The sequence below is a fragment of the Embleya scabrispora DSM 41855 genome (genome assembly GCF_000372745.1).
Lineage (GTDB): Bacteria > Actinomycetota > Actinomycetes > Streptomycetales > Streptomycetaceae > Embleya > Embleya scabrispora.
This window is the reverse complement of the sequence record NZ_KB889690.1, coordinates 1-12,584: the sequence shown is the minus strand read 5'-3', so window position 1 is coordinate 12,584 and position 12,584 is coordinate 1. Positions and strand designations below refer to the sequence as shown.

The following is a 12,584-nucleotide window of genomic DNA, read 5'->3' as shown; positions in this document are numbered from 1 at the left end:
CACCGACCGCAGTCTCGGGAGCGCGGCTCAGACCGGTCCGTCCCAGGCCCGCCACGGGTTCTCGTCCGCCTCGTCCGCCTCGTCGGCCTCGGCCTCGTGCGCGAGCGCGTCCCGGACCACGCGAAGGGCCAGGCCCTCGCCGTATCCCTTGCGCGCGAGCATCCCCGCCAACCTGCGGATGCGCTTGTCCCGGTCCAGGCCACGCGTGCCCGGCAACCGGCGGGCCACCAGGGCCCGAGCCGTCTCCAGCTCCTGTTCGGGATCGAGTCGGGCGACCGCCTCGTCCACCACGACGGCGTCCACGCCGCGTTGGCGCAGTTCCCGGGCCAGGGCGCGACGGGCCAGCCCCTTGCCGGTGTGTCTGGTGTCGACCCACGCGCCCGCGAAGGCGGTGTCGTCGATCAGCCCCACGTCGGTGAATCGGCCCAGCACGTATTCCGCCACCTCGTCGGGCACCTCCCGACGGCGCAGAGCGTCCGCCAGCTGGGACCGGGTTCGGGCGCGCCCGGTCAACAGGCGCAGGCAGATCGCCCGCGCGGTGGCCTCCGGATCGGCGAGCGGTTGCGGCTCCGCGTCGGCGCCCTCGACAGGCTCGACGCCCTCGTCGTCCGTGTTCCGGCGGGGCCGGCCCCGAGTCCCGGCCCGCTCGCGCGTGTCCCGCTTGGCCCGACCGCGTTCGGACCGCCGACCGGCGGCCCGCTCACCCACACCGCGGACGTCGGCCCCCGAGCCGTCGTCCCTCGCATCCCGGTCGCCCGCTTCGCGCTCCCCCGAGTCGCGTCGCGTCGAGCCGGCTCGGCGGGCGGTGCGGCGCTCGGCACCGCCGCGCTCGGCGCGATCACCTGTCGCGGCACGCGCCGTGACGGCCGCCAGCGCGGCCCGCAGTTCGGCGGCGTCGACCGGCGGGGAGACGGGTCCGGCCCCGGATCCGTCCCCCCACGTGTTCGACCACTCGCCGGCAGGGCGACCCACGGGCTCAGCCCTCCTCGGGTTCCGCTTCCGCCGGCGCGTCGACCCGCGGGCCGACTCCCAGCTTCTCCTTGATCTTCTTCTCGATCTCGTCGGAGAGGTCGGGGTTGTCCCTGAGGAACTTCCGCGCGTTCTCCTTGCCCTGACCGAGCTGGTCGCCCTCGTACGTGTACCAGGCACCGGACTTGCGCACGAAGCCGTGCTCGACGCCCATGTCGATCAGGCCACCCTCACGGCTGATCCCGATGCCGTAGAGGATGTCGAACTCGGCCTGCTTGAACGGCGAGGCCAGCTTGTTCTTGACCACCTTGACCCGGGTGCGGTTGCCCACCGCCTCGGTGCCGTCCTTGAGCGTCTCGATCCGCCGGATGTCCAGTCGCACGGACGCGTAGAACTTCAGCGCGCGCCCACCGGTCGTGGTCTCCGGCGAGCCGAACATCACGCCGATCTTCTCGCGCAGCTGGTTGATGAACAGCGCGGTGGTGTTCGTCTGGTTGAGCGCACCGGTGATCTTGCGGAGCGCCTGGCTCATCAGTCGGGCCTGGAGGCCGACGTGCGAGTCGCCCATCTCGCCCTCGATCTCCGCGCGCGGCACGAGCGCCGCCACCGAGTCGATGACGATGATGTCGACCGCGCCGGAGCGCGTCAGCATGTCGACGATCTCCAGCGCCTGCTCGCCGGTGTCCGGCTGCGACACCAGGAGGGCGTCGGTGTCGACGCCGAGCTTCTTCGCGTAGTCGGGGTCGAGCGCGTGCTCGGCGTCGACGATCGCCGCGATGCCGCCGGCCCGCTGGACGCTGGCGATGGCGTGCAGCGCAAGGCTCGTCTTGCCGGAGCCTTCCGGGCCGTAGACCTCGACGACGCGGCCGCGCGGGAGGCCACCGATGCCCAGTGCCACGTCGAGCGCGATCGAGCCGGTGGGAATGACCTCGATCGGTGCGCGCGCCTCGTCGCCGAGACGCATCACCGAACCCTTCCCGAACTGTCGTTCAATTTGGGCGAGGGCGTTTTCCAACGCCTTCTCGCGATCCTGTCCAGCCATGGATGCCGCCTTGCCGGTCTGTGGTGTTCGCTTCACACCTTGAACGCTAACCCGTCGCACCGACACGGAGGCACGACCGGCGTACGCCTGTGGACAACGTCGGTCGAAGCGTAGCCCGAACTTTTGTTCGAATTCGATGCCGACACGCCATCGGCCGGCGGCATCCACCCATACGGGTGACGCCGGCGGGCGGCGAGACGGACTCAGACCCGGGCGGCGAGCTCACGCGAACGGCGCACCCGGTGCCGGCGCAGGTAGTAGAAGGCGAGATTCCCGTCGAGCGCGGCGAGCAGCACGAACGGGACGCCGAGCCAGCTTCCGCCGACGAAGGCCACCACGGCGGCGGCGAGCGCCAGGACGCACACGATCACGGCGAGGACGACGATGCGGGGCATGGCGGGGGGCTCCAGACGGGTGCGAACGAGGAACGGCCGCGGGTGACACGGGCGCGGCGCGGCTCCATTGTCGCCCCCGCCGACCGGGTCGCCGGCACCGGTCGCCGACACCGCCGCCGACGGTTCGCGACGCCGACCCCCCTGGGAGGAAGCCCAAAAGTTGAACCCACAACAAACTCGGGGTACGTTGTTAAACGTTCAACAATCTGCCTTGTCCCGCCTCGCCACGGAGGACCCCATGTCCCGCATCCTCGCCATCTCCGGCTCGCTGCGCGCCCAGTCGTTCAACACCGCGCTCGTGAACGCCCTCCAGCCGTTCGCGCCCGAGGGCATGCAGATCGAGGTGTACAAGGGTCTGGACGAGCTCCCGCACTTCAACCAGGACCTGGAGGCCAACCCGCCGGCGTCCGTGGTGCGCCTGCGCGAGGCGATCGCCGAGGCGGACGGCCTGATCATCGCCACCCCCGAGTACAACCGCAGCCTCCCGGGCGTGCTCAAGAACGCGCTGGACTGGGCCTCGCGCCCGTACGCCCAGGGCGTGCTGGCCGGCAAGTCGATCGTCGCGATCTCCGCCTCGCCCGGCGTCCAGGGCGGCATCCGCGCGCTGATCCAGCTCAAGGCCCTGCTGCGGGACCTGAGCAACTTCGTCGTCTCCGGCCCGGAGATCTCGGTCCCCGAGGTGCACACCCGGCTCGGTGTCGAGGCCGACGTGCAGCACGTGCTCACCGACCCGGCCACCGCCGGCATGGTCACCCACGTGCTGGCCGGCCTGCAGGACGCGATCGACAACAACGCCGGCGAACTGGTCGCCCGCCCGCTGGGCACTTGGAGCGCATCACTGGCCTGACGCCGGGGCGAACCCCGCACCCGGCGAGACGGCACGAGGCCCGGCACATCCGATGATGTGCCGGGCCTCGTGCCGCCTTCTCCGGTATGCGCCGTGGGCCGCACCCGAGCGGGCTCACACGTCGGTGACGCGCAGTCCGGCGTGTGCCTTGTACCGGCGGTTGGTCGAGATGAGGTTGGCGGTGAGCCCCTCGACCTGCCGCGCGTTGCGCAGTCGCCCGGCGTACACCCCGCGCATCCCGGGGATCCGCGACGCGAGCGCCTGTACCGCATCGGTGGCGTCGCGCTTGTCGCCGAGCACCATGATGTCGGTGTCCAGGGATTCGACGTTCGGGTCGAGCAGCAGCACCGCGGAGACGTGGTGGAAGGCGGCGGTGACGGACGAGTCGGTGAGCACGGCGGCGGCCTGCTGCGCGGCGCTGCCCTCCTCGACGTCGAGCACGAACGCGCCCTGCTTGTCGAAGCCCATCGGGTTCACGCAGTCGACGACGATCTTGCCCGCCAACTCGCTCTTGAGGGCCACGAGCAGATCGCGGTGCCCCTCCCAGGGCACGGCGACGATCACGATGTCGCTCTCCGCCGCACAGGTGGCGTTGTCCGCGCCGCGGACACCGGCACCGAGCTCCGCCGCGGCGGAGCCGGCCCGTTCGGCGCTGCGCGAGCCGATGATCACTTTCTGGCCGGCGACGGCCAGGCGGTACGCGAGGCCGCGGCCCTGCTCGCCGGTGCCGCCGAGGACACCCACGACCAGGTGGTCGATGTTCGGCAGGTCACGCGGGTCGCGCTTGGGGGACGAGGGGGTTGTCATGGCGTGATCCTGCCGGCCGAAACCGCAGAGGACACGGGGTCGGCGCCCGGATGCAGTCGAGGTCACAGTGGTTTTCGGCTGTGCGGGCCGATTCACTCCGAAATAGCACTTATATATGACAACCGGGACAAACCGTGTTTCCGTGGAGGAGAAAACTTTCTCTTCGCTCTCCAAGGAGACGCAGTGCCGGCCAAATTTATTGTCACCAAGGGACGCTCCGGCAAGTACGGCTTCGTCCTGGCAGCCGCCAACGGTGCGACGATCATCAAGTCGTCGCCCTATGAAACCAAGCGCGAGGCGCTCACCGCGGTGCGCTATATCCAGCGCAACGGCGACACCGAGACGGTCGACGACCGCACCGTCGACGCACTCGCCGCGCAGCGGGCCCAGGCCCCGAAGTCCGCGGCCACGCACCGGCGGACACCGGCCGCGCGAACCGTCGCGCGCCGCGGCGGCGCGGTGCGCAAGAGCACCACGACGCGCAAGAGCGCGTCGGCGAAGTCGGCCACCGCAAAGGCGCCGCCTCGAAAGGCGCAATCGCGAAAGATCGCGACCAAGCCCTCGGCCACCCGAAAGGCGGTATCCAGGCCGGCCGCCTCGCGCACCCGAAAGGCCGTATCCAGGACGGCCGGGTCACGAAGGCGAATGTCGGTCGGCTCTCGCGCCTGACCCCCGTCCGCCCCTCCCTCGATCGCCGGTTTCCGGACCCACGTACGTGATCCCTGCCGCATTCGGGGTCGTGGCGGGCAAGGACGGAAAACGATCGAGCAGCCCCGGGACCCCGGTCGGTCCCGGGCGGAGGAGGTGGGCGCCCCCGCGCATCGGTCCCGCCGCCCGCTCAGCGGCGCCCGCGGTCGTTCCAGTTGGGGTCGTTCTCCCAGACCTGATTGCGGGTCTTCGCGGTCTCCAACGCGTTCGCCGCCTCCCGGCGGGTCGAGTACGGCCCGAGCCGGTCGCGCGCCGGGCAGTCCGGACCCTCCTCGACCGTGCCGTGCCTGATGCAGTAGTACCACTCGCCGGCGCGCCCCTCGGACCTGCGCCACAGTCTGAACTTCACGGCCCGTCCTCCACCCACTCGCTGCCTGCTCGCCACCGCGCGTGGCATCCGTCGTATCGATCGCCGCCTCGGTCGCGGCGCCGGCTACACTCGCTGGTTATGGCGATTCTCGTACCCGGTAAGGCGACCCCCATCCGCTCCGTTCCCGCCGACATCCCGCGGCCGGAGTATGTCGGGAAGTCGGCGCCGACCCCGTACACCGGGCCGGAGGTGCAGGACGCCGAGACGATCGAGCGCATGCGTGTCGCCGGTCGGATCGCGGCCGGCGCGATGGAGGCCGCCGCCGCGCACATCGCGCCCGGGGTGACCACGGACGAGTTGGACAGGATCGCCCACGAGTACGTGCTCGATCACCACGCATATCCGTCCTGCCTGGGCTACCGGGGATTCCCGAAGACCATCTGCACCTCGATCAACGAGGTGATCTGCCATGGCATTCCGGACACCACACGCCTGAACGACGGCGACATCGTCAATATCGACGTGACCGTGTTCATCGGCGGCGTGCACGGCGACACCGACGCGACCTACCTGGTGGGCGACGTCGACGAGGAGTCGAGGCTGCTCGTCGAGCGCACCCGAGAGGCGCTGAACCGGGGCATCAAGGCGGTCAAGCCGGGTCGGCAGATCAACGTGATCGGCCGGGTCATCGAGTCCTACGCGAAGCGCTTCGGCTACGGCGTGGTCCGTGACTTCACCGGCCACGGCATCAACAGCTCGTTCCACTCCGGTCTGATCATTCCGCACTACGACGACGAGCGGGCGACCACCGTGATGGAGCCCGGGATGACCTTCACCATCGAGCCGATGCTCACCCTGGGCACCTACGACTACGACATGTGGGACGACGGCTGGACCGTGGTCACCAAGGACCGCAAGCGCACCGCGCAGTTCGAACACACCCTGGTCGTCACCGACAGCGGCGCCGAGGTCCTGACCGTCGTGTAGTTCCCACCGGGCGGGCGCGGTGCCGCGCGGGGCGCGGGCAGTAAGGTTTCGCGAGATCTCCTCCTGCCCGCTCCCCCGGAAGAGTTGCCGAACCGATGCGCATATCCCGCGCGGTGGCCGCGACCGCCGCCCTGCTCGTGACGGCGCTCGCCGCGACCGGCTGTGTCGCCGTCCACGGCTCCTCGACGCCCGTCGAGGCCCTGGACCGGCGCGAGGCCGGCAAGGTGCTGCACGACTACGAGGTACAGAACAACCAGGCGTACGCCAACCGCGATCTGCCGCTCAACGCCCGGGTCGAGACCGGCTCGCTCGGCGCGCTGGACCAGGCCGGTCTGAAGATCCTGAGCTTCACCGACCCGCGCGGAAACCTGGGCAAGGCCCCGATCACGCACGAGCGGCCCGAGTTCCTGATCCCCAAGGTGATCGGCTGGCCCAAGTGGTTCGCCGTACACAGCACGCCGAACTTCAACAACGCCAAGCCGCAGTTGCTGGTGTTCGTCAAGGCGAACCCGGACGCGGTCTGGCAGGCCGCGTGGGGTCCGACCCTGCAGAACCCGCTGCCCGAGTTGCGCAAGGACGCGGACGGCTACCTCGAACCGGTTGCCCCGACCGCCGCCGGGCTGGCCGCCGCCCCCGGCGAACTGGCGCCCGTACTCACCGAGTTCCTCAAGGACGGGAAGACGCGCGCGGAGCTGTTCGGACCCGACCCCTACACCGCGCAGTTGCGCAGGCAGCGGGACGAGCCGATCGGCGAGGGCTTCGTGCGGCAGACGGTGGACAGCGCGGCGAACCAGTTCCCGCCGCTCGCGGTGCGGACCAAGGACGGCGGCGCGCTCGTGCTCTTCGCGCTCCAGCACAGCGTCAAGCTGACCGTGCAACCGCCGCGCCGACTCGGCGACGTGGACCCCTCGACGCTGACCTTCCTGGCCGGCAAGCCGTCCAGGTCGGTCACCGAGCACCGGCTCTCCGAGTACGTCGCGGTGGTGCCGAAGGCCGGTGGCAAGGTGCAGCTCGTCGGATGGATGTACGGCCTGGTCGGCGCCGACGGCGAGTGACCGCTCGTGGGCGCCGGGCCGGCCGGCCCGGCTACATCCAGCGCACGTCGCCGGCCGTGGCCCCCACCGTGTCGCAGGCGTCGGTGAGCACGTCCAGCACCCGCAACGGGTCGGGCAGCGGCAGTTCGGGCCCCCGGATCCAACGCACCGGCTGCCCCGAGGGGTGCTGCGAGGACGGGACCAGCACATAGCTGCCCCGGCAGTGCCAGCGCAGGCCCGGATGCGCGTCCAGCGTCTCGGGGTGGCAGTCCAGCTCGCAGGGCCACCACTCGTCCTCGTCGGCGGGCGTGCCGCGGGTCGCGGTGAAGAACAGCGTGCGCTCGGGGCCACACGAGGCCACCGGGCCGATCTCGATGCCCTGCTCGGCGAAGACCGCCAAGGCGATCTCGCCCGCCCGCGCGGGCACATCCAGCACGTCGTGTCCCGCTCCGGTGGCGGTGACGAAGTTGGCCTCCGGATACAACTCCAGCCAGCGGGCCACCTGTACCGGATCGGTGGACGCCTGGGTCTGCCACGCGAACGAGACCGGGTGCATGCCCGGCGCCGGACAACCGACCCGGTCACACGAACAGCCGAAGCCCACCGGGTGCGCCGCCGGACAGACGGGCCAGCCGCGCTCGACCAGGTCCATGAGCAGTCCGGCCCGCCGGTCGCGAACGGCGTCCGGATCCTCACGCGGTCGACGGCGCAGCCATCCGGCCATTCTGCCCATTCGCTCCATGGAACCCCTTCTTCCGCGTGCGTGCCTTACGCGCCCCACACGGCGCCTCTGCGTGTACAACGCGGAAGACCGGCCCGGGCAATCCCCATCATCGCGGGTCGCACGCGTCGATGTGCCGACAGGGTTCACAGGTGATCGCAATGACACCTGTCCGGCTTCGTGAACCCGCGAGAAATGTACATCGCCGATCGCTTCGGTTCGGTGTGCCGCCCGCAACGAGAACCGCCCCGTTTCCCGGAGTCGGGAACGGGGCGGTCCCGTCGGCCGGCGACCGAGGAGGCGGGCCGGGGCGCGTGATCAGCCCGCGTTGACGCAGGTGTTGCCGAACGTCGGGTTCAGCACGGCGATCAGGTGTCGATGTTCGTCACAGCGTTCGTTTCCTCCACGTCACCGCCGACCGGGTTCGGCAGGCTGGTCAACGACGTGGCCGGGGAGCGGAAACGCTCGGCGGGCGGGATTCACTCGTTCCACCCCGGGCGGCGGGCGCCCTACTTGATCTTGCCGGTCTGGTCCGGGCAGAACGCGGGCATCGCGGCGCCCACGAGCATGCCCTTCTCCTGAATGGCACTCACCGCGGTCACCTTCGTCGCGGTCTCCAGCAGGGTCTTCCCCGACTTGAGATCCGAGCAGGCCTGCTTGCCCTGGGCCACCAGTTCGGCGTCCGACTTCGACTTCGTCGCCGGGAGGAGCATGTGCATCGTGGAGAGGAAGTTGTCCTCGCCCAGCCCGGCGCCGCCACCGCCCAGCCCGGGAATCGAGGTCGACTCGTCGTCCGGTTCGGGCGCGGAGGTGCGCGTGGACGGCTTGGTCGACGGCGTGGGCGACCCGGACTTCGCACCGGTCGAAGCGCTCGCCGACGAGGTCGAGGAGGCCGAACTCTTCTTGTCGTCGCCGCCGGACAGGCCGATCGCGGCGATCACGCCGACGATGGCGAGTACCGCGACCACCGAGACGCCGATCCACAGATTCCTGCGGCTGCGGCCGGGCGGCGGCGGGTAGCCGGGGCCCTGCGGGTAGCCGCCCGGGTACTGCGGCTGCCCGTACGGGCCGGACTGTCCCTGCTGGTACTGCGGCTGCTGGTACTGCTGACCCGGGTACGGCTGCTGTCCGTACTGCGGCTGGCCGTACGGCTGGTTCGGGTCCTGGCCGGGCGGCGGCGGGTAAGTCACTCATCCCCCATGGATGTCGGATCGTCGACTCCGCCGGGCACGACGCACTGATCATCCAAAAGTAGGACGGAATGCTTTGTTTTTTGCCTGCGGAGGAAGCGTCAGGATCATGAAGCTCCCCTGTTTTGTCAAGGCGAGACCTCGTCTGATCGCAATTGGCCGAACATAGGCCCTACTCAGACCGCGGCGACCACGATGTCCAGCGCCCAGGGCGTACCGCCCTGCTTGGGTTCGGCCGTCTCCACCGTCCAGCCCAGTTCGCGCAGCACGTCGGCCAGTTCGCCCGGATTGCGCGGCTCGGCGCCGGAGATGAGCAGGTCGCGGGTCACTCGGCCCTTGGTCGCCTTGTTGAAGTGGCTCACCACCGAGCGCTTGGCCACCCCGTCCACGATGCGCTCGTGCAACACCCGCACCGTGGCGGTCCGCTCGGCGACCGCACCGGTCGGCTTCCAGGCCGCGCCGTACGCCGCCGACCGCAGATCCAGGACCAGTTCCTCGCTCGCGAGCCTGGGCAACACCGGCGCCATCGCCACCCGCCACTGGCTCGCGAGCGCGCCGATGCCGGGCAGTCGCACACCCATCGAGCAGCGGTACGGCGGCACCCGGTCGGTCGGCCGCAACGCTCCCCAGAGCCCGGAGAAGACCAGGATCGAACCGGCCGCGCGCGCGGCCGCCGCACCGGTGAGCGAGGGCAGGTCCAGGGCGTCGTAGAGCACGCCGGTATACAGGGCGGCCACCGTCAACGCGGGCGCCTCGCGCAGGTCGAGATTGCGCAGCACCTCACCGTGCAGCTTCGGGCCGAGACCGAGCACTTCGAGGGCCTTGAGTGCGTCACCCTCGCACAGGGTGATCAGCGAATCGAGCACCTGCCGCCGCACGGAGTTCAGTTCCGGCATCGAAAGGCCCGCGAGGTCGAGCGCGGGGCCCGCCCCCGCAGCGGCCTTGCCCTCGGAGGGCGGCAACAACACGAGCACGGGCGGGACTCCAAGCGACGCGGACGGAAGGGGAACGATCAAGTTTATGGATCGAGTTTATGGGGACGAGCCGGGCCGATCACGACACGGCGGCTCCGGGTGGGCGGGCGAAAAGCGGTAAAAAGTCCTTCGCACCGCGGCGGATCTTTCCTAAGCTCGATCCGTGCCTCGTCGCCATCTCCACATCAGGTCCGCCGACGGTGATCGCCTGCGCGCCGGCTTCACCCGGCTGCGTGCGGACCTCGGACTGCCGGGGCCGTTCTCCCGGGAGGTGCTGGCGGAGGCGGACGCGGCCGCCCGGCGCGGGCCGACACTGACCCGCCGGGACCTGACCGACCTGCCGTTCCTGACCATCGATCCGGCCGAGTCGCTGGACCTGGACCAGGCGATGCACCTGGCCCGCACGGACACCGGCTACCGGGTGCACTACGCGATCGCCGACGTGGCGGCCTGGGTGACCCCCGGCGGCGCGCTGGACGCGGAGACCATGCGCCGGGTGGAGACCCTGTATCTGCCGGACGAGCGCATCCCGCTGCATCCGCCGACCCTGTCCGAGGGGGCGGCCAGTCTGCTCCCGGGGCAGGACCGGCCCGCGCTGGTGTGGGTGCTCGACCTGGACGCGGGCGGCGACCTGATCGGCACCGACGTCTTTCGCGCGCTGGTGCGCAGCCGGGTCCGGTTCGACTATCCGCAGGTGCAGCGCGCGATCGACACGGGCACCGCCGAGGAGCCGTTGGCGCTGCTCGCCGAGATCGGTCTGCTGCGCGAGACGCTGGAGAGCGATCGCGGCGGGGTGAGCCTGCCGATCCCGGAGCAGGAGATCGTCGAGCACGGCGATACGTGGCGGCTGGAATACCGGGCGCCGATCCCGGCCGAGGGCTGGAACGCGCAGATCTCGCTGCTCACCGGCATCGCCGCCGCCGACCTGATGACGTACGCGGGCATCGGCATCCTGCGCACCCTGCCGCCGCCGGCGCCGGACGCGCTGGCCCAGGTCCGCCGGGTCGGCCGGGCGCTGGACGTGGCCTGGCCCGAGGGCGGCACCTACGGCGCGGTGATCCGCTCGCTCGATCCGGACAACCCCCGGCATGCGGCGTTCCTCGAGGAGGCCACCGGGCTGCTGCGCGGGGCGGGTTACACCGCCTTCGACGCGGGCGTACCGGAGCAGGCCGGGCATGCGGCGGTCGCCGACGAGTACGCGCACGTGACCGCGCCGCTGCGGCGCCTGGTCGACCGGTACGCGGGCGAGATCTGCGTGTCCCTGGTCGCGGGCACCGACGTGCCCGAGTGGGTGGGCGAGCGGTTGCACGAGTTGCCGAAGGCGATGGAGACCGGTGATCGCCGGGCGCACGAGGTCGAGCGCGAGGCGGTGTCCCTGGTCGAGGCGGTCGTGCTGGCCGACCACGTCGGCGACGAGTTCGACGCGGTGGTGGTGGACCTGAACGATCGCGGCGACGGCGGGACCGTACAACTCGCCGAGCCGGCCGTACGGGCCCGCTTCGACGGCGTGGGCCTGGGTCTGGGCGAGCGGGTCCGGGTCCGGCTGACCGAGGCCGACGACACCCGGCGAAGGGTGCGGTTCGCCCCCGCTAGGATGGCCGGTACGGCGGACGAGTCGGCCGGGCGGCCGCGTCGGGATTCCTCTTCGGAGGGTTCCGCCGAGGAACGTCCGGGCTCCACAGGGCAGGGTGGTCGGTAACACCGACCCGGGGTGACCCGCGGGACAGTGCCACAGAAAACAGACCGCCGGCGTCCTCGGACGACCGGTAAGGGTGAAACGGTGGTGTAAGAGACCACCAGCGCCCGAGGTGACTCGGGCGGCTAGGTAAACCCCACCCGGAGCAAGGTCAAGAGGAGCACCGTCACACGTGCTCTGCGCGAACGTTCGAGGGCGGCCCGCCCGAGTTCGCGGGTAGACCGCTGGAGGCTGTCGGCAACGGCAGTCGTAGATGGATGGCCGCCTCCCCGGGCGCCGCAAGGCTCCCGGGAGACAGAACCCGGCGTAGAGGCCGACTCGTCCGTCGCTTCACCGATCACGGCCCTTCGACCTGCGAACACGCGGGTCGGGGGCCTTTTTGGCGTGGCTCGCGCCGCCGATCGGGCCGCGGGGCGCGCACGGGCCGCTTCGCCCGGCGCACCCGGGGCGCCGACCCGCTGCCCCCGGCCGCGCCGGCCGGCGGTGCGTGCCCGGGCAAGACGAAAGCCCCGGCCGCGGCTTGGGTTCTAGTGGTCGTCGCAACACCCCAGCTCAGGGGATGCGATGGACTTCGAGATCCGTGGGACTCGGGAACCTCAGGGTCCCGTGAAACTGGCCCGGGAGCGGGAGGAATACTTCCGGCTCGTGGATCAAGGACTGGGGTTCGCGGAGGCATGCCGGGTCGTCGGCATCAACGTCCGCACGGGGAAGCGATGGCGCAACGGGTACAGCCCGACCGCAGGCAGGAAGGGGGCGCCGCCGATCACCGCGGCGCCCTCGTCCGGCCCGTCGAGACACCTGCGCGAAGCCGACCGCATCCACATTGCCGACCGGCTGCGGGACAAGGCCGGCGTCCGCACGATCGCCGCCGAGCTGGGCCGCAGCCCCTCCACGATCAGCCGGG

13 protein-coding genes, 1 other RNA gene and 1 pseudogene are annotated in these 12,584 nt (G+C 70.9%); 7 read left to right on the top strand and 8 right to left on the bottom strand.

Annotation, left to right across the window (positions count from 1 at the left end):
• Positions 1–27: 27 nt before the first annotated feature.
• The 3 genes from A3IC_RS58285 to A3IC_RS0134900 all read right to left on the bottom strand — a co-directional run bounded on the left by A3IC_RS58285 (position 28) and on the right by A3IC_RS0134900 (position 2,406).
• A complete protein-coding gene (locus tag A3IC_RS58285; RefSeq protein WP_020554724.1) occupies positions 28–972 on the bottom strand; it encodes a regulatory protein RecX in 945 nt (314 codons plus the stop codon).
• A 4-nt stretch (positions 973–976) separates the two neighbouring features.
• Positions 977–2,011, bottom strand: a complete 1,035-nt coding sequence (gene recA / locus A3IC_RS0134905) for a recombinase RecA (protein WP_020554723.1) — start codon at positions 2,009–2,011, stop codon at positions 977–979.
• Positions 2,012–2,214: 203 nt separating this feature from the next.
• Positions 2,215–2,406 carry a hypothetical protein gene (locus A3IC_RS0134900; RefSeq protein ID WP_026219094.1) on the bottom strand — a complete coding sequence of 64 codons (192 nt, stop codon included), beginning with the start codon at positions 2,404–2,406 and terminating at the stop codon, positions 2,215–2,217.
• A 238-nt stretch (positions 2,407–2,644) separates the two neighbouring features.
• Between A3IC_RS0134900 and A3IC_RS58280 the strand changes: the two genes are divergently transcribed.
• Positions 2,645–3,253 (top strand): NADPH-dependent FMN reductase, encoded by a 609-nt coding sequence (locus tag A3IC_RS58280; RefSeq protein WP_052173954.1) that lies wholly within the window; start codon positions 2,645–2,647, stop codon positions 3,251–3,253.
• Positions 3,254–3,367: 114 nt separating this feature from the next.
• On the opposite strand, the gene npdG is transcribed toward A3IC_RS58280, so the two are convergent.
• On the bottom strand, positions 3,368–4,060 hold the full coding sequence (npdG, locus tag A3IC_RS0134890) for an NADPH-dependent F420 reductase (RefSeq protein WP_020554720.1): 693 nt from the start codon (positions 4,058–4,060) through the stop codon (positions 3,368–3,370).
• Between the two features lie 3 nt (positions 4,061–4,063).
• On the opposite strand from npdG, the gene A3IC_RS65620 reads away from it, so the two are divergent.
• Positions 4,064–4,729 carry a YegP family protein gene (locus tag A3IC_RS65620; RefSeq protein WP_158696212.1) on the top strand — a complete coding sequence of 222 codons (666 nt, stop codon included), beginning with the start codon at positions 4,064–4,066 and terminating at the stop codon, positions 4,727–4,729.
• Between the two features lie 169 nt (positions 4,730–4,898).
• Here A3IC_RS65620 and A3IC_RS0134880 read toward each other — a convergent pair whose 3' ends face one another.
• A complete protein-coding gene (locus tag A3IC_RS0134880; protein ID WP_020554718.1) occupies positions 4,899–5,135 on the bottom strand; it encodes a hypothetical protein in 237 nt (78 codons plus the stop codon).
• Between the two features lie 81 nt (positions 5,136–5,216).
• Between A3IC_RS0134880 and map the strand changes: the two genes are divergently transcribed.
• Together map and A3IC_RS0134870 are read left to right on the top strand one after the other, a co-directional pair.
• Positions 5,217–6,065 (top strand): type I methionyl aminopeptidase, encoded by an 849-nt coding sequence (map, locus tag A3IC_RS0134875; protein WP_020554717.1) that lies wholly within the window; start codon positions 5,217–5,219, stop codon positions 6,063–6,065.
• Positions 6,066–6,160: 95 nt separating this feature from the next.
• Positions 6,161–7,120 carry an SCO2278 family lipoprotein gene (locus A3IC_RS0134870; RefSeq protein WP_026219093.1) on the top strand — a complete coding sequence of 320 codons (960 nt, stop codon included), beginning with the start codon at positions 6,161–6,163 and terminating at the stop codon, positions 7,118–7,120.
• Positions 7,121–7,151: 31 nt separating this feature from the next.
• Here A3IC_RS0134870 and A3IC_RS0134865 read toward each other — a convergent pair whose 3' ends face one another.
• The 3 genes from A3IC_RS0134865 to yaaA form a co-directional block, all read right to left on the bottom strand.
• Complete coding sequence (locus A3IC_RS0134865) at positions 7,152–7,841, bottom strand: bifunctional DNA primase/polymerase (protein ID WP_040877661.1); 690 nt, start codon at positions 7,839–7,841, stop codon at positions 7,152–7,154.
• A 488-nt stretch (positions 7,842–8,329) separates the two neighbouring features.
• Positions 8,330–9,010, bottom strand: coding sequence for a DUF732 domain-containing protein (locus A3IC_RS63060; RefSeq protein WP_020554714.1), 681 nt, complete (start codon positions 9,008–9,010; stop codon positions 8,330–8,332).
• Positions 9,011–9,186: 176 nt separating this feature from the next.
• The gene (yaaA, locus tag A3IC_RS0134855; RefSeq protein WP_020554713.1) at positions 9,187–9,984 is read right to left on the bottom strand and encodes a peroxide stress protein YaaA; all 798 of its coding nucleotides are present in this window, start codon (positions 9,982–9,984) and stop codon (positions 9,187–9,189) included.
• 163 nt (positions 9,985–10,147) lie between these two features.
• Here yaaA and A3IC_RS65615 point away from each other — a divergent pair.
• The 3 genes and pseudogenes from A3IC_RS65615 to A3IC_RS58270 form a co-directional block, all read left to right on the top strand.
• Positions 10,148–11,515: pseudogene (locus tag A3IC_RS65615) on the top strand (RNB domain-containing ribonuclease); the annotation flags it as partial.
• Between the two features lie 80 nt (positions 11,516–11,595).
• Positions 11,596–12,005, top strand: an RNA gene (gene rnpB, locus A3IC_RS63085) — RNase P RNA component class A.
• A gap of 239 nt (positions 12,006–12,244) precedes the next feature.
• On the top strand, positions 12,245–12,584 hold a 340-nt coding region (locus A3IC_RS58270; protein ID WP_158696211.1), incomplete at its 3' end, for a helix-turn-helix domain-containing protein.

Excerpts from the sequence above, each read along its gene's own strand:
- map (WP_020554717.1), top strand. The coding sequence starts at position 5,217 with ATGGCGATTCTCGTACCCGGTAAGGCGACCCCCATCCGCTCCGTTCCC.
- npdG (WP_020554720.1), bottom strand. The coding sequence starts at position 4,060 with ATGACAACCCCCTCGTCCCCCAAGCGCGACCCGCGTGACCTGCCGAAC.
- A3IC_RS58280 (WP_052173954.1), top strand. The coding sequence starts at position 2,645 with ATGTCCCGCATCCTCGCCATCTCCGGCTCGCTGCGCGCCCAGTCGTTC.
- A3IC_RS0134870 (WP_026219093.1), top strand. The coding sequence starts at position 6,161 with ATGCGCATATCCCGCGCGGTGGCCGCGACCGCCGCCCTGCTCGTGACG.
- A3IC_RS0134865 (WP_040877661.1), bottom strand. The coding sequence starts at position 7,841 with ATGGAGCGAATGGGCAGAATGGCCGGATGGCTGCGCCGTCGACCGCGT.
- A3IC_RS0134900 (WP_026219094.1), bottom strand. The coding sequence starts at position 2,406 with ATGCCCCGCATCGTCGTCCTCGCCGTGATCGTGTGCGTCCTGGCGCTC.
- recA (WP_020554723.1), bottom strand. The coding sequence starts at position 2,011 with ATGGCTGGACAGGATCGCGAGAAGGCGTTGGAAAACGCCCTCGCCCAA.